Origin of the sequence: Maridesulfovibrio ferrireducens, assembly GCF_016342405.1 — a bacterium.
GTDB classification, from domain to species: domain Bacteria; phylum Desulfobacterota; class Desulfovibrionia; order Desulfovibrionales; family Desulfovibrionaceae; genus Maridesulfovibrio; species Maridesulfovibrio ferrireducens_A.
Genome location: NZ_JAEINN010000005.1, coordinates 1 through 19,245 on the forward strand (window position 1 = coordinate 1; position 19,245 = coordinate 19,245).

Below are 19,245 nucleotides of genomic sequence, written 5' to 3' on the forward strand. Positions count from 1 at the left end.
GGAGAAGCTGTAAAGTTAACGCAGCTTATCCTTTATGCAAAGTTCATTAGAGTTGCACTTGCGAGTTGAATTCAGGTTATAATAAAGACACGCTTCATTCGGACCGTCTTTTGCATGTGAATGAGTACTTGCATCTCGTAACACAATGAGGAGGCAGACCATGAACAACTCTATTAAGTCCGACGTTACAGAAGAACGGGTAAAGATCGCTGAAGTAATGGCTGGCGAAAGCTCAGTTCTACATGAACTTGATTTTCAGGATGTAGCCATTTCTACAGTAGCCGTTAATACTCTTAAAAAGGCCGCATCAGTCGTAATGCAAAGATTTCTTCCGGGCAGCCAACCTGAAAAACTGACTGATTCTCAGGCGATAGCCTTTTTTATAGATAGAGTTTTCTGGGATCAGGATTCAAAAGGGTTGATCCTCTGTGCCGACGTTGCTACCCGCAGTTTCTGTATTCCTATACCGAGAGAACATTGGCATATGAAAACTGATCTTGGGACTATTCAGTAGTTATTTTTATAGCTTTTTGCAAGTATAAATAGATTAACAGGGGGTTTTGCTCCCTGTTTTTTTGTGTTTCTAATATAGATGATTACTTTTTAAAGTTATTAAAGCATAATAAAGAGGGGGCAAATTGTAAGAGGGATGTCGCTTTGAAGTGGTATTTCAAATGGTAAATTAAAAAGCCTCCCACTGTTTGAGTGAGAGGCTTTTTTTTAAATCCTGATTGTGGTGAGTCTGAATTTATACGATTAAATCAGTTCTTTCAGCGCGCTGACAAAGTTCTCAATATCTTCTTCCGTTGTTGACCATGAAGCCATCCAGCGTACTTCTCCGGTGGCTTCATTCCATACATAGAAAGGAAATTTTTCTTGCAACTGCGTGATGCAGTGCGCAGGAATAATAGCAAAAACAGCATTGGTTTCGACTGGACGGGTGATCTGTACTTCACTGATTCCCTGAACCTTTTGCGCGAGAAGAGCCGCGAGTTCGTTGGATCTGCGTGCATTTTTAAGCCACAGTTCATCAGTCAGCAGAGCTTTAAACTGTGCGCCTATATAACGCATTTTAGAAACAAGCTGCATGCCCTGCTTGCGGACAAATTCAAAATTTTTACCGATTTCAGGATTAATGAAGACCGCAGCTTCAGCACACATGCATCCGTTTTTAGTGCCGCCGAAGGAAAGAACATCAACTCCGCAATCAACGGTCATTTCTTTAAAACTGGCATCAAGCGTTGCGGCTGCGTTAGCAAGTCTGGCTCCGTCCATATGGACCAGCAGACCTTTTTCATGTGCGTAATCGCAAATAGCTTTAGTTTCAGCCAGTGTATAAACTGTTCCCAGTTCCGTATTCTGAGTTATTGAAATAACGGCGGGCTGGCTTCGGTGAACATCTTTTTCACCAAATAGGAGGGGTTTGATTGATTCTACACTGATCTTACCGTTGACGGCTTCGGCATGAATAATTTTAACTCCGGCGACAGCTTCGACTGATCCGCATTCGTCAACATTTATATGTGCCGTGTCGGCGCATATAACACTGTTCCAGCTTGTTGTTATATGCTTAAGAATTAGTGTATTGGTAGCTGTTCCAGTTCCCATGAAGAACACTTTTGCGTCTTTTCCGAAATGTTCTAAAAATAGATTTTTTGCTGCTTCTGAAATTGGATCATTACCGTAGGAACTCATATCATCACTATTAGCGTTGATAATTGCTTCCATTATGACAGGATGAACTCCCGCATAGTTATCACTTGCAAATGCGCGCATTTTATTTGTCTCCGAATAATTGATTAAGTAGGTCTTATTGGCTGCCAATACTTACCGATTTGTCGATCAAGGCGCAAGCATGCTAATCTGTTATTAATTATAAAAAAGAAGTTACGTCGTTGTTTTTGTTGTAAAAAGGATTATTGTGACATTATATTGGATGTGTATGTTTTAATTTCGGTTTAATTATATGCTCGTTATCGAGTCTGCCGGAGGTTTTTTACTGCAATGAACTCCGAAAAAGTTATAAGTTTTTCGAATGTTAGTTTCGGATATGGCCCTCATGACGTCATAGATGACGTGAGTTTTGATATTTTAAAAGGCGATTATCTTGCTGTGCTCGGCCCGAACGGAGGAGGCAAGACAACATTGCTTAAGCTCTTGCTGGGTCTGCTTAAGCCTAAGAAAGGTTGTGTTGAGATTCTTGGAAAAGCGCCCGGGAAGCATGGCGGACAGATAGGGTATATGCCCCAGTATACATCTGTTTCGGAAAGTTTTCCGATTACAGTGCGCGATGCTGTTCTTATGGGAAAAGTTTCTCCCGGTATTAAAGGTGTTTTCGGTATAAGGTTTGCCAGTAATGCTTCTGCTGAGGTAGAAAAAGCTCTTGATCGTGTGGGAATGCTCCCGTTTATCAATCGTAGAATTTCAGATCTTTCAGGTGGTCAGAAACAGCGTGTGTTTATTGCTCGCGCTATTGTTGATGAACCTCAAATTATATTACTTGATGAACCGACGGCGAGCGTTGATCAGGCTGGCAAAAACAGTTTGTACTGTTTGCTTCGGGAATTGAATCAAGAGATGACGGTGATTATGGTCAGCCATGATATATCTGTTCTTGGACAGGGGGTTAAGTCGGTGGCATGTGTGAATAGAAAAGTTCATATGCATGATCAGCCTAAAATAACCCGCGAATTGTTAAGTGAAGCTTACGGAGAAACCGAGCGCGGATCATGTCCCATTGAGCTTGTTACGCATGGAGAGCTTCCACATAGGGTTCTTGAATTTCATGCTGAATCTGAGGATAAGCCGGAAGGAGATTGGCATGATTGAGTCACTTAGTTACGAATTTATGCAGAATGCCTTGATCGCCGGAGTGCTGGCTTCCATCATCTGCGGAATTATCGGGGCGCTTGTTGTTGTTAACAGAGTAGTGCTCCTTGCCGGAGGAATTGCTCATGCTTCGTATGGCGGAGTAGGTTTAGCGTTTTTTCTAGGTCTTCCTATGCTTCCGGTTACAGCGGCTTTTGCCGTGTGCGCGGCGTTGCTTATGGCGCTTGTTACCATGCGGGTGAAAGATAGAGCTGATACTTTCATAGGCGTTATGTGGGCGGGAGGTATGGCTCTGGGTATTATCCTGCTTGATATTACCCCCGGCTATAATGTCGATCTGATGAGTTATCTTTTCGGGGGGATACTTGCCACTCCAAATTCTGATTTAGTGCTGATGGCGGTGCTGGCAGGGATTGTGCTATCGGTTGTTTTTGTTTGTTACAAAGGGTTCTGGGCCATGTCTTTTGATGAAGATTTTGCCCGCGCCAGAGGCGTGCCTGTCACATTGCTTTATTTTTTGATGCTTGCTTTGATTGCTCTAAGCGTAGTTATGGTAATCCGTGTTGTCGGACTTATTCTGGTTATTGCGCTTTTGACGATCCCTCCGCAGATAGCGGAAAGCAGAACATCCTCACTTCATACAATGATGATTCTTTCAATCTTGCTCAGTATGTTTTTTTGCGTGACTGGATTGTTGTTATCTTATGAATTTGATGTGTCTTCAGGGGCAACAATTATTGCAGTAAGTGTCGTGGGGTTTGCTCTTTCTCTTTTACTTAATAAGATCAAAGGGCGTTCGGCTGCATAAAAATTGTGATTATAAATTTAAAAAGCCGCGTTTCCAGATTGATGGAAACGCGGCTTTTCAGTTTATTTTCTATGGTGGGAGAACCTGCTGAAGATTGGTTCATTTGCTATTTTGATGAATCCCTGATTATGTTCAGCTTTGTTGTCCATCATTCGGTAAGCCGCCAGTTTGAATATGTCCTGCACAACCATCCATACTAGATTATAGACCCAGACCCATAAAATATGAATCCAAGGTATGGCGGGTACGAGCCATCCCATGCCGCAGATGAATGCTGCAAAAAGCTGTGTTCCGATAATGGCCCAGAATAATTTCGGTGCGGGATACGGAGATTTCCAGAAAGCTTTTTTGGTGCGGGTTACGAACAGCATAAGATGTCCGCCTGCAACTAGTTGCAGGAAGAGCATGGTCTGGAGTTGTTCAACCGGATAATGAAATATATCCCGTCCGAGCCAGAGCATTCCGAATGTTTCAATAACGGCAAGGAAACCCAGAATGCTTGAAATTCCTAAGACACGGCCCATCTGCCAGCGGACAGGCTTTGGATCAAGCCATGTGTTGTCGTAGGCAATGGTCATAATCGGAATGTCGTCAAGCAGTGCCAGCATGATGATCATGACTGCTGTGAGCGGGTAGAAATCAAAGACCAGCATAGCCAGAACCACGAATGCCATAATGTCGATAGTCATGGCGATGCGGTAGATGGTGTAGCTCATCATGCGTTCGAAGATTCTCCGCGCTTCTTCCACTGCTTTAATAATGACTGATAAACCGGGTTCGGTGAGGATTAAATCTGCTGCGGCTCTGGCCGCATCGGTCGCACCTGAAACCGCTATCCCTGCGTCTGCCTGTTTGAGTGCGGGAGCGTCATTAACGCCGTCTCCAGTCATTGCTACGATGTGTCCGCGTTCCTGCAACGCTTTTACGATGGCATATTTATGTTCAGGGAATACCCGTGCGAAGCCGTCGGCTTGTTCAATCATTTCGGACTGAGTTGAAGTCAGGTGCGCGGGATCTGCGTTTTCGCCGAGCAATTCTGAAACGGGGTGCATATTGGTTCCCATTCCGAGCTGTCCCGCAGTTTCTCTGCCGATAGCAGTATCGTCTCCAGTAACCATTTTAACTTGAATGCCGTGTTTTACGGCCTGTGCAATGGTTTCTTTTGAATCATCACGAGGTGGATCGAACAGAGATAAAATACCTAGAAAATCCCATCCTCCGGTCTCATTGCTTTTGGCGACTCCCAGCGAGCGGAAACCTTTTGCCGCAAAATCGTTAATTGCTGAATCAGCTCTTTCGCGATCTGGTCCGGTTATCTTTGCAAGGTCAAGAATGACTTGCGGTGCTCCTTTTGTTACTTTGAACTGAGAGTTCTCTGTGGTGATGGAGCCTTCTGTTCTTTTGCGTATCGGATCAAAAGGGGAGAAGGAGGTTTGTTTGTATCCTGTGAAAATAGATTTATCCGCAATACCTTTTAAAACCGCAAGGTCGATGGCGTCACCGTTTTCTTCTTTTGAGGCAAGGGCGGCCATAAATATTAAATTGTCTTTATCCGGTGCAGAGAAAATAATAGGTTCGCCGAGGTCCAGCTGATTCTTAGTCAGAGTTCCGGTTTTATCCGAGCATAGAATATCAATTCCAGCCATTTCTTCAATGGCTTGTAACTTGGACACAATTGCTTTTTTCTTGGAAAGGGAAAGAGCTCCGAGCGCCATGGTGACTGACAGAACCGCCGGCATTGCCACCGGAATTGAGGCGACAACCAGAATGAGTACAAATTGAATGAGTTTGATCAGCGGTTCGCCGCGTAGAAGCTCGGTAACAACAAGAATCATTGCCAGACCTATGGCGACGAATATCAGAAAATCTCCGACCTTCATGACTGCTTTTTGGAAATGAGAGGCTGTTCCGGCACTTTCTACAAGTTTTGCAGTGCGTCCGAAAAATGTTTCTGCACCTGTTGCAGTGACGACAGCTTCCATTTCTCCCTGTTTCGCAACTGATCCTGAGAAAGCTTCATTACCGGATTTCTTGTTGACCGGTAATGATTCACCTGTAAGTGCGGATTGGTCGACGCTGAGATATTCCCCTTCGGTCAAAACAACATCTGCTGGAATTACATCCCCTAATCTGATGCGGACAATGTCACCGGGAACAAGGTTTGTCGCGTCAATTTCATTCCAAAGACCATCTCGCTGAACTCTTGCTTTCAGAGCCATTTGATTTTTCAGAGCATCAAGGGCGTTAGAAGCTTTGGCTTCTTCCCAGAATCCGATTGCTGCGTTGAAAATGAGAAGTACCATTATGATTGAAAAGTCTACCCAGTCCTGCACTATTAATGATAGCAGGGCCGCCGCTTCGATCATCCAGGGAATCGGTCCCCAAAAATAGCTTAGAAGCTTTTTTAACGGGCTGACGGTTTCCGTCTTTAAAGCATTTTGACCGTATTTATCGAGGCGGATACGAGCCTCGGGAGAGGTTAAACCTTTTGAACTAGAGTTTAAGTCTTTAAATATTTTATTGATATCCTGAGTAGATTCGTGCTTACCCATTGTTCTCCCCTTGAGTTAGGATGCAGTATAGAACGAGCATTAATTCTATTTATTTCATACATAACATGGAGCGGAGAGTGATACAATCGCAGATAAAAAAACTCCCGGCCTTAATACAAAGGCCGGGAGTTTTAATTGTTATACCGGGTGGAAGATATTAATCATTATCTCTGAGTTTATCTATAAGATGTTTCAGATCCGAAGCCAGCCTTGCCAGATCTCCTATAGCCTGATTGGCCTGGAGCATACCTTCAGATGTTTCGGATGAAACAACTTTGATATCTTCAATTGCTCGGTTGATGTCTTCACTTGCATTAGATTGTTCCTCGGAAGCCGTTGCAATGGAGCGAACCTGATCTGAAGTGGATTGAACCAGTTCAAGTATTTGTGAAAGGGACTGTTTTGACTCGTTAGCAAATTCAGTTGCCTTGTCTACGGCGACGGCAGCACTCTCAACACTTTCAATGTTCTTATTTGCTCCAGCCTGAATATTGTTGATAGCCAGCCCAACTTCTTTAGTGGCTTCCATTGTTTTTTCTGCCAGTTTGCGAACTTCATCTGCAACAACCGCAAATCCTCGTCCTGCATCACCAGCGCGGGCGGCTTCAATTGCGGCGTTAAGTGCGAGCAGATTAGTCTGGTCCGCAATGTCGGTAATGACGTTCATAACAGTTCCGATGGCTTCGGCTTGTTTGCCGAGTTCATCCATATTTGTTTTCAGTGTTTCCGAGTGCGAGTTAACGGCAAGAATAGAGTTTACAGAATTATCAACGATGGCAGAGCCTGATTCTGCATTCTGTCTGGTTTGATCAGCGCTTTCTGCCGCTTCTGAAGCATTACGGGCGACTTCGAGAACAGTGGCGTTCATCTCTTCCATCGCAACGGCTGTTTCAGAGATGCGTTGTTGCTGGGTGTCGGTACCGTGTGTGACTTCCTCAACTTGCGCTGACAATTCTTCTGATGCCGATGAAAGATCGTTAACCAAGCCTTCAAGCATATCTGCCGCCTCGAGCATTCCTTCTGCTTTTGCGCTTTCTGCGGCAACTTTGGCAACTTCAGCTTCAGCTTTTGCTTCATGTGCTTTGAGTGTTTCTTCTTTACTTTGTTCACTGAGTAGGTTTGCTTCGCCTATTTTGGTTTTGAGGCTGGTAATCATCTGCTCTAGAGAATCCTTAAGGATTCCCATTTCTCCTGAAAACTTACCTTTGAGTGAAGATTCTAAATCACCACCGGCAACTTTACTGGAAAAATCAACAAGACGATTCAGAGGTTTGTTTAGCCCTTTACGTATAAGGTAGATACAAATCACAGTCGCAATAATTATAAATAATAGTGCGGATAAAGCAGAGTTCTGTTCAATTGAGTGAATTGTGTCATCAAATTGACCTTTCTGTTTCAACACTGAGGCATCAATATTATCGACATATACGCCCATTCCTATAATCCAGCCCCATGGTTCAAAAAGTTTTACATATGACAATTTAGGCGCATCTTTACCTGTGCCCGGTTTATTCCACCAGTAATATACATAGCCTGCTCCGTTGTTTTGCTGAACAGTTTTGACCATTTCAACAAATAACTTTTTACCCTTGGCATCTGCTATTCCTGAAATGTCTTTGCCGTTCAAGGCTGGCTTCATCGGATGCATGATCATTTTCGGTCCAGAATCATTAACCCAGAAATACTTCTCTGTTCCGAGTTTCATTTTTGCTACTTGGGCGAGAGCTTCTTTTTTCATTTCAGTGGTGATATCTTCAACCCATGCCCCTGTTCCGATAATCCAACCCAACTTAGGCAGTATTTTTACATATGAAATTTTAAGCTTGGGTTCGGTTTCTCCCGGGCGGGCCCAATGATATGCAATTGTCCCTTCTCCTTTTGTTTCGGCGATGCGGGTCATATCTTTGATGAAGTAAATTCCTTTAGAATCTTTCAAGTCCGATAAGTCTTTTCCAAGTAGAGATTTATTGGGGTGGACTACCATGCGGTTTTCTATATCGTTAATCCAGACATAGTTGTCTGTGTCGTATCTTGCTGCATCAACGAGGCTTTTAATCCGTTCTTCAAGAATTTCTTTTGGCAGGATTCCATCAAATTTATCATATAATGCTTCAGCTTGGGTAACAACAGTGTCCACAACTTGTTTAAGAGATTCCATTTCCTGTTTTTTTAATGTTTCAATATCTTGTGAGCGTTCATAATATGAATTTACTACGCTGTATGCCAGATCAACTGAGTCCTTTAGTTTTCCTTTTTCTTCAGTTTCTATTTCGCGTCGATATTCACTTGAACGTTTATCGATAAATCCTTCTAAATTAAAATTAAAGAATGAAGAAATAAATATTCCTTCAATCAGCAAGGCTCCCACAATGAGAATTGTAATTCTGACAGCCACGGATTGCAGTGGGGATACTTTTTTCATAATTTCTCCTAATTCCTTTCTGTGATAGGGATTCGTGATTAATATTGATTTTTTTTGATATAAAATTTAGGGCTAAATTATAGAGAGAATAACAAAAGTTTCTATCATTTTTATATTATATTTAAAAAAATAAGTCACTATCAAATCGTTTTTTAAGTGTAGGTAAGGATATTATAAAAAAAGGGCGAACTTCGTAAAAGTTCGCCCTTGGTTTTTTATATGTAGTTTTAAATTAAGACTGCATATTCCTGATGAGTGTCTTAATCTGAGAAGCGAGTTTGGCTACCTCTGTGATGGCCTCGGCCGACTGTTCAGTTGCTTGAGCTGACTCAGCTGAGATTTGATTGATTTCCTCAGTAGCTCTGTTGATTTCTTCACTTGTTGCGGATTGTTGTTCGGCGGCTGTTGCTATTCCGTGAATTTGATCTGCTGAAGTTTCAACCATATGAACGATTTCATCGAGAGCTTTACCTGATTTGCCAACAAGGTCAGTCGATTCAACAAGTGATTCCACGGCGGTGTCAGTTGCAGTGATGTTTTTACGTGTGCTGGTTTGAATGGATGAGATTGCCTGCCCGACTTGTTTTGTCGCATCCATAGTCTTTTCGGCAAGCTTACGAACTTCATCTGCAACAACTGCGAATCCTCGTCCTGCATCACCGGCTCTGGCTGCTTCGATAGCGGCGTTGAGTGCGAGCAAGTTAGTCTGATCTGCAATGTCTGTAATGACGCCCATTACAGCTCCGATAGATTCTGTCTGTCCTCCGAGTTGCTCCATGCTTGTTCTCAGCTCTTCAGAATTAGTCTCAAGCGCTTTGATGGAAATAACAACCTGACCGACTAAATTCTGTCCTTCCAAAGCCTTGTCTTTTGTTGCCTTCGCATTCTCGGAAGCTTCGCCTGCATTTCGTGCCACTTCGAGAACTGTGGAGTTCATTTCTTCCATGGCGGTTGCGGTTTCACTTGCTCTTTCCTGCTGAGTTTCCGCTCCTCTGCGAGATTGTTCTACCTGTGCGGACAGTTCGTCTGCTGCAGATGAAAGCTGATCGGAAATATCATCAGCTTCACGTGCAGTTTCTGCAACCTTTTCACTTTGAGCTTTCATGGTCTGCTCATTTTCTTTGATGGTTGTCACATCATTCATAATCATGAACGCGCCGATGAGTTTCTGATCAAGGTCATGCAGCGGAGCCGTGTCGATTATTGCAAAGAACTGGTTACCATTCTCTGTTGTTGCGGATATTTCGATATCAGCAATACTTTGATCTTTGCTGATGCAATTTGTGATTGAATCGGTGATGTCCTTGTTTTTCAGCAAATTGCGTACAGGTTTGCCGAGGTATTCATCACATGCTCCAGAATATCCGAATTGATCAAGTATGTGCTGGTTAATGAAGGTTATTTTTTCATCAAGGTCTACGACAATACAAGGCAGGGTCAAACCGTTCAGGAGCCCTCCTGAAAAACCAAGCTTGTTTTTGAGTTCAAGTACCATGCTTTTAACAGAAGTAATGGTTTGACCGACTACATCGTCAACGTCATATTCAAGTTCAGAATCGTAATCTCCTTGGGAGACCTTTGCGGTAAAAGTAGAAAGGTTTTGCAATGGTTTGGTAGTATATTTAATGAGAATCATGAGAATAATAATCGATATAGCAAGGGCCACTACAGCAATTATTAAGTTGGTCATGAAAATGGCTCTATCTACACCGTGAGTCATTTCAGATTTATCCATTGTGAATGCAAATGACCACTTCCAAGGTTTGAACAGGGATATGAAAGCAACTTTTTCAGTTCCGTCCATCGTGTAGCTGACAAGTCCGGTAGTTGTTTGTTTAAAATCGTTCCAGAAAGGCTGATCAGATAGACTTTTACCCGTCATTGTGGGGTGGAGAAGGATTTTACCTTTTTGATTGAAAAGGGTTGCATAACCTTTGCCTCCGACATTGGCGGCGTTTACCGACTTTTCGAATGCAGGAGTTATTATTTTACGGCCAACGAATATTACACTGACAATATTTCCTCTTAGATCTTCTAAAGGTTTGTAAGCTGTGATATACCAAGCGTTTACAACGTAAGCCATTCCAAAATAAGTTTTGCCTGACATTACGGACTGATAAACTGGACTGCTTGAGGGAATATATGTTCCGGTTGCGCGGTTTCCGTCAGTTTTGAGTACATTGGTGGAAACCCTTAATAGTTTGTCCGGTAAAACCTGAAAGACTGTAGCTGTCCCACCGATAGTTTTTTGTAAATCATCAACCAGATCAAAGTTGTCGTTGATGCCCATCCCGCCAAATTCCAGCGTGGGTATGCTGACGCTTTCGCTTTGTTTCGTTACTTGGTTTGTAATGGTTCTTTTTAGCGGTGCGCGTTTGTTGAGTTTAGGAAAACCCAATGAGAAAATCTTTTTATCCATAATGTCGATGTCAGATTTAACTTTGTCCAAGACAATTTCATTTTGCATTTCCATGATGGAATGAACACTTTCCGCGATGGATGCCATGGACGTTTCACCTAATGTGTTTAAAGCCGCTTGAACTTTAAACAGATTAATAGTCGTCATGGAGATGATGGTTGCCATAATGATTGCTACGGATCCCAGCATCAACTTTGCTTGAAATGATAACTTCTTAAACATGTATTACTCCTGAACCAAAATTAAAGGACTTTATGTTTATTCTGTCGAAACAACTCACATGCAAATAACATTTTTAATAAACGCTTGATATCAAAATTTTATTCTATCGTTTGTGTAAATATATAATTATTAAATGTTTAGTTCAGGGGATGTGATCTTCTTGATATTTTTGATAAAATTTTAACAATAGAGCTTTCTTTTTCATATTTCACCCGTGAAATTCTTGGTGCTGCTTTTGCGTAATATACAACAATGTTATCTCCGGGGGATAGTTTTTTCCAGTTTTTGTCATTAATGCTTGCAATACGCTCTCGAGCTTGTCCTAAAGGATCAATGAAACGATAACGAATAAGTTGTTCAACTTTTCGGTCGATTTTTTCAATAACTATACCCACTGCTTTATTTTCTCCGAATGCTCTGATTCTTTCAGTCCTTATTTCCTGGTACGGAATAAGGAATAGTACGCATAAAAAAATAAGTGCTCCGGTAAATAAAAGTTTATTTTTAACGGAAGAGAAGTGTGTAGTATAGAAACTGTTCATAGTGAAAAGATATCACCAGAGATCGAAGGAGGCAAGTAACAGTCATGGATCTATCGTTAACTTGGGAGGACTGTTTATGTATAATTCAAATCAGAATGAAGAGTGGTGGTTATTGGCAATCGGAGAAAGTTTTGAAGGATTTTTCCTTAATTTTTGGATAGAGCCATTTTGAGTCCAAGTGCGATGAACACCACACCTGATATAGCTTCAAGACGTTTTTTGAACTTGTTGCCGGAAATGAAGGGGCGCATTTTTCCTAGAGCAAGAGTGATAAAACTAAACCATAATATTCCCATACAGAGGTGAATGATCATCAACTGGAAAGATTTTTCAATGAGGTTGTCCGCAGGGGATATGAACTGTGGTAACAGGGCCAGATAGAAAACCGCAACCTTGGGATTCAGGACATTAGTAAGGAAGCCTTCTCTGATTGAAGCGGAAATGCTTCTTTTCTGACTGTGCACTATTGTGGATTGCTCTCCTTCGGAGGAACGACTGCGTCTGAGAGACTGTACTCCCAGATATATTATATAGAGTGCTCCCGCCAGTTTTACGAATTCAAAAGCTGTTGCCGAGTTCATGAGAATCATGGATAGACCGAAAGCTGAAGCCATGGCATGCACAATTAGTCCCGCATTTATTCCTGCCACAGTACAAAGCCCGTCAGAAGTTGAGCGGGTGAGTGTATTGTTTACCACCAGCATTGTGTCAGAGCCGGGGGTGACAGTCAGGAGTGCCGCAATGGGAATAAAAGCTAAAGTAAGTCCATCCATTTTGTATGCCTTAGAGGAAACCGAATTTTGAGAGTTCTTTGTGAATTTTTTCAGGAGTGGTCGGTTTCGTCATGTACGAAATGGCTTCACCTTGAAAAAAGGCCCTTGAAGCTTTGGTGCTGTCATCGAGGGCCGTCGTAATTATCGCTTTTACTTTTTGATCATCTGTGAGTTCAAGTTCGTTTTCAACCGCTCTGATTTTTTCTAAAGCCTGAAGACCATCCATGCCGGGGAGGATAATATCCATAAACATGAGCTTGTATGGACGGTCTGATGAACAGGCATCTGTAAACATTTGCAGAGCTTCTTCACCGGTAGTTGCGCAGTCAACTTCAACATTGTTTATCCCCTTAATCTCAGTGAGGATGTTGTGAAGAAAAAGCATGCAGGCACTGTTGTCTTCTACTACCAGAGTTCGCATATCTTTGACTCGCTTATCTTTTCAAAATCTATTTAGTCGGAAAGAAGATACGGTTCAAGCTCTGAAACAGCTTCAAAGAGAAAGTGGTCGATAAGTTCACAGAATAGATGCCCCACAGCAATATGAACTTCCTGCACGATGGCAGTATCTTTGCTGGGAACACTTATTATGTGATCGCATATGGGAAGCATTTCACCTGAACTTAAACCGGTCATACCTATTGTCACCATTTGTTTCCGTTTAGCTTCTTTTAATGCTTTTATCACGTTTGGACTTGTGCCGGAAGTACTGATTCCAACAAGAACGTCTCCTGGTGCACCTAGAGCTGCAACCTGTTTTTCAAATATCATATCAAAGGAGTAGTCGTTTCCTATTGATGTGAGTATTGAGGAGTCGGTTGTAAGCGCAAGACCGGGTAGTGGCGGGCGTTCAAGTTTAAATCTGTTTACCAGTTCAGCTGCAAGGTGCTGACAGTCTGCGGCACTGCCGCCGTTGCCGCAAAATAGAATTTTTGACCCTTGAGCAAGGCGGACAGCCATTGCTCTGGATATTTCAACAACTAACTGAGAGTCCTGCTCAAAAAAAGCTTCCCTTACTTCAAGGCCGGAGCGGGCGTGATCAAGTACTTTTTGTAAAGCTGTATGAGACATATATTATCCTTCTGGGAGTTTTACTTAAATCCGTATGGTGAATTCCGTTTATAGGAAATCAATCCATGTGGCAATATGCCGGGTTCCTCCTTGATAAAATCATTAATCCTAAATAAGGTAATTATTTTAAAGCAGTTAGTGGCTGAAAATAATTCTTGTGGAGTATATAAGTGAATAAAATTTATAGTATTGTCTTTTTGTTACTTGCCACCAGTATAATTGGTTGCGGATCAAAGAATTTATCTGTTGATTCTTCCGAGGTGGATATTATGATTGGTCAGATGGTAATGGTCGGATTCAGAGGGATGGATGCTGCGCCGGATAGTTTTATTGTTAAAGATATACGTGATGCAAAAATAGGCGGAGTTATTCTTTTCAGTAAAGATTGTGCGTTAAACAGTACTGAGCGTAATATTTCAGATTACAAGCAGGTGGAAGCTCTCACCTCCTCGCTTCAGAAGCAAGCCCGTATTCCGCTTTTTGTTGCGGCGGATCAGGAAGGGGGACTCATTTGCAGATTTGCTGTGGATAGAGGTTTTCCTTCGAGTCCTTCCGCCGCAGAATTAGGTAACAGTGGCGATTTGAAAGCCGCATTCAGAGCTGGGAAAGCTGCGGGTAAAACGCTAAATTCTGTAGGTGTAAATGTTGATTTTGCACCAGTGGTTGATGTTAACCGCAATGCAGTAAATCCTGTTATTGCGGCATTGCAAAGAAGTTTTTCGGATGATCCGGTTATTGTTTCCGAGTTTGCAAAAGCCTTTATAGACGGTTTGCATTCGGAGAAAGTGATATCTTGTCTTAAGCATTTTCCGGGGCACGGCAGTTCGGCGGGGGACAGTCATAAAGGTTTCACCGATGTTACTGATTCATGGTCCGAAGATGAGCTTATTCCATATCGCAAGCTGATTAATGATCATAAAGTAGATATGGTTATGACAGCTCATATCTATAATAGTAAGCTTAATAAAAAATATCCTGCAACCCTTTCCCATTCTGTAATAACGGGACTTTTGCGCAATGAACTCGGGTTTAAGGGCGTCGTTGTAACTGATGACATGCAGATGCAGGCTGTAAGCGGTGAATTCGGTTTTAAAGACAGCGTATTCAGGGCTGTGGATGCCGGAGCGGATATTCTGCTGTTTGGAAACAATCTTATTTATGAACCGGGATTAGGTATCAAGGCTGTAGGAGCTATTAAGGAACTTGTCCGTGAAGGCAGAATCTCAGAACGCAGGATAAGGCAGTCCTATGAAAGGATTATGCTTTTGAAGAATCAGTCGATTTTGCGTATAAATTAGTTCTGTATTGCGGGAAGAAGAATTGTAAATGTTGTTCCTTTTCCTTGTGAAGACTCTACACTTAGACTGCCTTTGTGGTTCTGCGTAATTATGAAATATGAAACAGAAAGACCAAGTCCTGTTCCGTAACCGGGATCTTTTGTTGTATAAAAAGGTTCAAAAATTCTCTTGCGGGTGTCTTTATTTATACCGGGGCCGTTGTCCGATATGGTACATTTTACCATGTCACCCAAATTGGATATTTTGACACTGATTTCCGGCTGAGCTTCCATTTCTTTCCAGTCGTCCATTGCTTGCGCGGAATTCCTCAGTAAATTAAGGAAAACCTGTTCAATCTCTGTTCCTGCACAAAGAACCGGGTTAAGAAACTCTGCGTAGTCTCTGGTAATTTTAATCTGTTTAAAATCGTACTTTTTGTTGGGATTATAATCCTGTGTTGCCAGAGATATTGATTTATCGAGCAGTATTCTAATGTCACAGGAAGCTTTGCTTGAATCGCTTTTACGGCTGAATTCAAGCATACGGGAAACTATTTCTGCAGCACGAACGCCTGATTCTGTGATACCTTCAAGCGTTTTTATTATTTTACGATCTTCCATATAAGCGAGTACAGAATTCATGTTGCACCCTGCTTTTTCAGCAGCCTTTATATTAGGAGCAAGGTCTGGTGAAAATCTTCTGATTATATTCTGAATACCCTGAAGGATGCCGCCAAGAGGATTGTTAATTTCATGGGCCATTCCGGCCGCAAGCCCTCCAATGGACATCATTTTTTCAGTCTGGATCATTATTTCTTCGATTCTGGCACGTTCTGTTGCGTCATCAATTCTTATTACCGCACCTTTAATGTCCCCGCTTAAAGGGTAAATCATGATGTCCTGATATTTTTGGTTTTGAGAATCCTGAGGTGTGCGGATTTCTGTTTCAGGTATTCCTGTCTCAATGGCCTTTTCAATACGGGATGTATATTTCGCAAGTGAAGGAAAAGCTTCTTCTACTTTTTTACCGAGAAGTTGGTTGGCAGCTATGGTGGCGTTTTTTTCCGCATTGGAGTTAAAGTGGACAATTTCTCCTGTGCTGTTAACTCCGATTATTATCGAAGGCATGGAGTCGATGATATTTTTTATGTAGTTTCTGGTCCGGTGCAGTTCAAGTTCAACCCGTTTGCGCTCAGTTATATCTGTACCCACTGAAAGGATTTCAACAGTATTCCCGTCATCATCATAAACTGGACTGTTTGACCAGTAAATCCATACGCTACTTCCGTCTTTGCGGACATTTTGATTGTTGCTGATTGGGGTAAGCTCAGGATTTGTGGTCATTTCGTGAATAAGTTTTTCAAGGTCTGAGTCATTGTCCTTAGTTCTAGGGATAATGGTTCCGATAATACTTTTACCTAGCATTTCTTCTTGAGTGAATCCAAAAAAAGATTCTGCATATTCATTAAAAAAGGTGCAGTTACCATTAAGATCCATTCTGATAATTATACTGTGCACTCGTTGAACAAGGTCTTTGTATTCCTGTCTTGATATGGCTATTTCTTTGGAATGTGCTGTGATTTCATCAAGTAAGCGCAAGATGTTTCCAGCAAAAAAAGATGTGGTTAGAATATATTTCTGGTTCTCGATAAAAGACATCTTTTCAGCTTCTGCTTCCCAATTTACTTTTCTGATTTTTTCTGCAGCATACTCGATTGCCGGTAAATGGTTTAGCTTTTCTCCGGGTAGCATTGATACATTTGCCAGCAAATTTTTTATGCGGACAAAGTCTTCTTCCGTTTCTTCAAGATCCCATGTCAGAAAAGTAGATCTTTTGAGAATTATGAGAACTGTGGCGAGGGCCAGAATCATAAACAGGGTTGCGCCGTAAAATTCTGCGGAAATATCTTTAGCTACTACAACTGTAATTGAGCCTGCTTTTTCATTTTTTATTTTAGCCGATGCAAATATGCGGAATGAAGAGAACATTATCTTGCGTATTTTATCTTCGTGAAGATTGTATTTGTCGGAAGTGTAAAAAATACATTCATTTTCTTTATCGAATATAAAAATATCAGTATCTTTAGGAGATACCGGGAGTAATGTTTCCGATTTGAACTCCGCAATTACGAAAGAGTTGTCCAGCCTTTTGGTTAAAAATAGTGTCGGTTCATCTTGATTATTATTTTTAGCCTTCTGGATCAAACAGATTTGTCCGGGCTTAAAATATTTAATTTTATTAAATAGAGAAGATCTTGAAATGTCGTCATTTTTTACGGGATGAGGTCTGCTGTTGAAAATTTCTCCCTGCTGAGAAACTCTGAGGATAGAGGTTAGTCCGTAATCAAGAGAGCTTTTCGATTGCATGATGTTTTCAATGAAATCGATTCGGTTGGAAAAGTATGTACCCCATGTGTCAACTCTTTCGTTTACTTCGCTATTAATCATCCAAAAAAAGAGCAGGAGTGAAAACGACGAGCATGCGATAAAAATCGTAAGAAAAAAGCAAAGGTAGTTGCGAATTCTTTCGTTTAGTGTGTGTATGCTTTTTATTTTCATCAGGTTGTAACTGCTAAAGTCATTCTAAAAGATTATGTGGTGTAGTAGTAAAAGCTTGTCGCTTAACCGCATTATTACAGATTTCGGTTATCTATACAGTTAGATCATTAAGTTGATCTTTGTAAAGAACTTAGGTTTGTTAATCTTTATAACACATTAAATTAATTGTTTTTTAAATTAATTATCGCATCCGTTCAGCTCCTTCCTCTATTTAAATTTATTGATTGTCTAAACCGGGAATCTTTTTCCGTCTTTAAACGGGCAGAAGTTTCCTTATTCGTATTTTGTCGATCTTTTCTTGAGCATTGTTCATTTTTGTTTATTTCTAAAAATATAATCTTAACGGATGGTTAAAGGTTTATAAAGGTGAACATGAAGGTTTGATCTTTCATTAGGCATGAGCATTGCAATGTCTTTTGCAGAGAAAAGTTTCAACCAATTAACGGAGGAAATAGTTCGGAAAAAAGTACGGCGTTGATGTGGGCAGAATACGGCAATCGGCCGGATGGTGATTCTCGGAGGTTGGTAATGTGTGGATTCGTTCGCATAGACAAATTTCCCATATGGGACATGTGAGAATTGCCGCCGTTAAAGGCTGTACCTGCGAAGAGTCGCGGATTCATAAAGGATCTCCGCGCATTTGTGGAAAGATTAGGCGGACACCTGCGTGAGTCCGATTGCAGGTAGTGCTGAATGATGTCCTCTAAACGACGTTGATTTTTACCGGATTATGTGGCCGATGGCCACAAGTCTAATTGTTCCGGAGGGTATTTTATGAAGTAAAGGGGAGAATATTTTATGATTTTTAATCAACTAGTTAAATGGTCGAAGTGGAAGGAACCACTTAGGCGTACTTTCTTAAATAATTCAAGGAGGAATTATTATGTCGCTCGTAATTAATCACAATTTGATGGCAATGAATGCTAACCGTAACCTTGGTTCAGCTTACAACGATCTTGGTGTTTCAACTCGTAGACTGTCTTCCGGTCTTCGTGTCGGCTCAGCCGCTGATGATGCTGCAGGTCTTGCAATTCGCGAGCTTATGCGCGCTGATGTTAAGACTCTTAATCAGGGTATTCGTAACGCGAATGATGCTATCTCTATGATTCAGACCGCTGATGGCGCTCTCGGTGTCATCGATGAAAAGTTGATTCGTATGAAGGAACTTGCAACTCAGGCATCCACCGGTACCTATAACTCTGACCAGCGCCTTATCATCGACTCTGAATATCAGGCTATGGCTTCAGAAATTACCCGTATTGCCAACGCAACAGACTTCAACGGAATTCACCTTCTCAACGGTAACTTGTCTGGTGAAAACTCTGCTCATAGTGGAGCAGGACTCACCTCTACCGGTCCTGTTAAGGTCCATTTCGGTTCCGGTAATGACAGTTCTGAAGATTATTACTACGTATCTATCAATACCTCTACCGCATCAGCTCTTGGTGTCGGACTGGCAGCTAATAACTCCATTTCCACACAGGCTCTTGCGCAGCAGTCCCTTGATAAGTTGAATGATGCGATCATATCCAAGGATAAGATTCGTGCTAACCTCGGTGCTCTCCAGAACAGACTGGAAAACACTATTACCAACCTCTCAATCCAGGCAGAAAATGTTCAGGCTTCGGAATCACGCATTTCCGATGTCGACGTCGCGACTGAAATGACTGAGTTCACTAAGAACCAGATCCTCACTCAGGCCGCCGTCGCAATGCTCGGACAGGCTAACAATATGCCTAGAATGGCAATGCAGCTCATTGGCTAACACCAAT

15 protein-coding genes are annotated in these 19,245 nt (G+C 41.8%); 5 read left to right on the forward strand and 10 right to left on the reverse strand.

The annotated features are described in order from the left end of the window. The first annotated feature begins 160 nt into the window (after positions 1 to 160). Positions 161 to 514: a hypothetical protein gene (locus JEY82_RS06695; RefSeq protein WP_304084075.1), complete on the forward strand. Its 354-nt coding sequence runs from the start codon at positions 161 to 163 to the stop codon at positions 512 to 514. A 242-nt stretch (positions 515 to 756) separates the two neighbouring features. Here JEY82_RS06695 and JEY82_RS06700 read toward each other — a convergent pair whose 3' ends face one another. Next, on the reverse strand, positions 757 to 1,776 hold the full coding sequence (locus JEY82_RS06700) for a low specificity L-threonine aldolase (protein ID WP_304084078.1): 1,020 nt from the start codon (positions 1,774 to 1,776) through the stop codon (positions 757 to 759). Between the two features lie 228 nt (positions 1,777 to 2,004). Between JEY82_RS06700 and JEY82_RS06705 the strand changes: the two genes are divergently transcribed. Together JEY82_RS06705 and JEY82_RS06710 are read left to right on the forward strand one after the other, a co-directional pair. Then, positions 2,005 to 2,829, forward strand: a complete 825-nt coding sequence (locus JEY82_RS06705; protein ID WP_304084081.1) for a metal ABC transporter ATP-binding protein — start codon at positions 2,005 to 2,007, stop codon at positions 2,827 to 2,829. Next, positions 2,822 to 3,637 carry a metal ABC transporter permease gene (locus tag JEY82_RS06710; protein WP_304084083.1) on the forward strand — a complete coding sequence of 272 codons (816 nt, stop codon included), beginning with the start codon at positions 2,822 to 2,824 and terminating at the stop codon, positions 3,635 to 3,637. The genes JEY82_RS06705 and JEY82_RS06710 overlap by 8 nt, the downstream gene beginning before the upstream one ends. A 62-nt stretch (positions 3,638 to 3,699) precedes the next feature. Here the strand turns inward: JEY82_RS06710 and JEY82_RS06715 are convergent, their stop codons facing one another. From JEY82_RS06715 to JEY82_RS06745, 7 genes are all read right to left on the reverse strand, one after another. Beyond that, positions 3,700 to 6,189, reverse strand: coding sequence for a plasma-membrane proton-efflux P-type ATPase (locus JEY82_RS06715; RefSeq protein WP_304084085.1), 2,490 nt, complete (start codon positions 6,187 to 6,189; stop codon positions 3,700 to 3,702). A 157-nt stretch (positions 6,190 to 6,346) separates the two neighbouring features. Then, the gene (locus tag JEY82_RS06720; protein WP_304084087.1) at positions 6,347 to 8,611 is read right to left on the reverse strand and encodes a methyl-accepting chemotaxis protein; all 2,265 of its coding nucleotides are present in this window, start codon (positions 8,609 to 8,611) and stop codon (positions 6,347 to 6,349) included. 232 nt (positions 8,612 to 8,843) lie between these two features. Beyond that, entirely contained in the window at positions 8,844 to 11,252 is a 2,409-nt protein-coding gene (locus JEY82_RS06725) for a Cache 3/Cache 2 fusion domain-containing protein (RefSeq protein WP_304084089.1), read from the reverse strand. Between the two features lie 137 nt (positions 11,253 to 11,389). Further along, positions 11,390 to 11,647, reverse strand: coding sequence for a hypothetical protein (locus JEY82_RS06730; RefSeq protein WP_304084092.1), 258 nt, complete (start codon positions 11,645 to 11,647; stop codon positions 11,390 to 11,392). A 293-nt stretch (positions 11,648 to 11,940) separates the two neighbouring features. Beyond that, entirely contained in the window at positions 11,941 to 12,567 is a 627-nt protein-coding gene (locus tag JEY82_RS06735) for a LysE family translocator (protein ID WP_304084095.1), read from the reverse strand. A gap of 10 nt (positions 12,568 to 12,577) precedes the next feature. Next, complete coding sequence (locus tag JEY82_RS06740) at positions 12,578 to 12,988, reverse strand: response regulator (protein ID WP_304084097.1); 411 nt, start codon at positions 12,986 to 12,988, stop codon at positions 12,578 to 12,580. A gap of 32 nt (positions 12,989 to 13,020) precedes the next feature. Continuing rightward, a complete protein-coding gene (locus JEY82_RS06745; protein WP_092159776.1) occupies positions 13,021 to 13,638 on the reverse strand; it encodes a D-sedoheptulose 7-phosphate isomerase in 618 nt (205 codons plus the stop codon). 170 nt (positions 13,639 to 13,808) lie between these two features. On the opposite strand from JEY82_RS06745, the gene JEY82_RS06750 reads away from it, so the two are divergent. Beyond that, entirely contained in the window at positions 13,809 to 14,936 is a 1,128-nt protein-coding gene (locus JEY82_RS06750; protein WP_304084102.1) for a glycoside hydrolase family 3 protein, read from the forward strand. On the opposite strand, the gene JEY82_RS06755 is transcribed toward JEY82_RS06750, so the two are convergent. Beyond that, a complete protein-coding gene (locus JEY82_RS06755; protein WP_304084104.1) occupies positions 14,933 to 17,473 on the reverse strand; it encodes a PAS domain S-box protein in 2,541 nt (846 codons plus the stop codon). The genes JEY82_RS06750 and JEY82_RS06755 overlap by 4 nt on opposite strands. 431 nt (positions 17,474 to 17,904) lie before the next feature. After that, the gene (locus JEY82_RS06760) at positions 17,905 to 18,096 is read right to left on the reverse strand and encodes a hypothetical protein (RefSeq protein WP_304084106.1); all 192 of its coding nucleotides are present in this window, start codon (positions 18,094 to 18,096) and stop codon (positions 17,905 to 17,907) included. Between the two features lie 260 nt (positions 18,097 to 18,356). Here JEY82_RS06760 and JEY82_RS06765 point away from each other — a divergent pair, with 260 nt between their 5' ends. Continuing rightward, positions 18,357 to 19,238 (forward strand): flagellin, encoded by an 882-nt coding sequence (locus tag JEY82_RS06765; protein WP_304084109.1) that lies wholly within the window; start codon positions 18,357 to 18,359, stop codon positions 19,236 to 19,238. Positions 19,239 to 19,245 lie beyond the last annotated feature (7 nt).

Bases quoted from the DNA above. Each gene is read 5' to 3' on its own strand.
- JEY82_RS06695 (WP_304084075.1), top strand. From the start codon at position 161: ATGAACAACTCTATTAAGTCCGACGTTACAGAAGAACGGGTAAAGATC.
- JEY82_RS06710 (WP_304084083.1), top strand. From the start codon at position 2,822: ATGATTGAGTCACTTAGTTACGAATTTATGCAGAATGCCTTGATCGCC.
- JEY82_RS06760 (WP_304084106.1), bottom strand. From the start codon at position 18,096: ATGAATCCGCGACTCTTCGCAGGTACAGCCTTTAACGGCGGCAATTCT.
- JEY82_RS06725 (WP_304084089.1), bottom strand. From the start codon at position 11,252: ATGTTTAAGAAGTTATCATTTCAAGCAAAGTTGATGCTGGGATCCGTA.
- JEY82_RS06755 (WP_304084104.1), bottom strand. From the start codon at position 17,473: ATGAAAATAAAAAGCATACACACACTAAACGAAAGAATTCGCAACTAC.
- JEY82_RS06735 (WP_304084095.1), bottom strand. From the start codon at position 12,567: ATGGATGGACTTACTTTAGCTTTTATTCCCATTGCGGCACTCCTGACT.
- JEY82_RS06740 (WP_304084097.1), bottom strand. From the start codon at position 12,988: ATGCGAACTCTGGTAGTAGAAGACAACAGTGCCTGCATGCTTTTTCTT.
- JEY82_RS06705 (WP_304084081.1), top strand. From the start codon at position 2,005: ATGAACTCCGAAAAAGTTATAAGTTTTTCGAATGTTAGTTTCGGATAT.
- JEY82_RS06700 (WP_304084078.1), bottom strand. From the start codon at position 1,776: ATGCGCGCATTTGCAAGTGATAACTATGCGGGAGTTCATCCTGTCATA.
- JEY82_RS06715 (WP_304084085.1), bottom strand. From the start codon at position 6,189: ATGGGTAAGCACGAATCTACTCAGGATATCAATAAAATATTTAAAGAC.
- JEY82_RS06765 (WP_304084109.1), top strand. From the start codon at position 18,357: ATGTCGCTCGTAATTAATCACAATTTGATGGCAATGAATGCTAACCGT.
- JEY82_RS06745 (WP_092159776.1), bottom strand. From the start codon at position 13,638: ATGTCTCATACAGCTTTACAAAAAGTACTTGATCACGCCCGCTCCGGC.
- JEY82_RS06720 (WP_304084087.1), bottom strand. From the start codon at position 8,611: ATGAAAAAAGTATCCCCACTGCAATCCGTGGCTGTCAGAATTACAATT.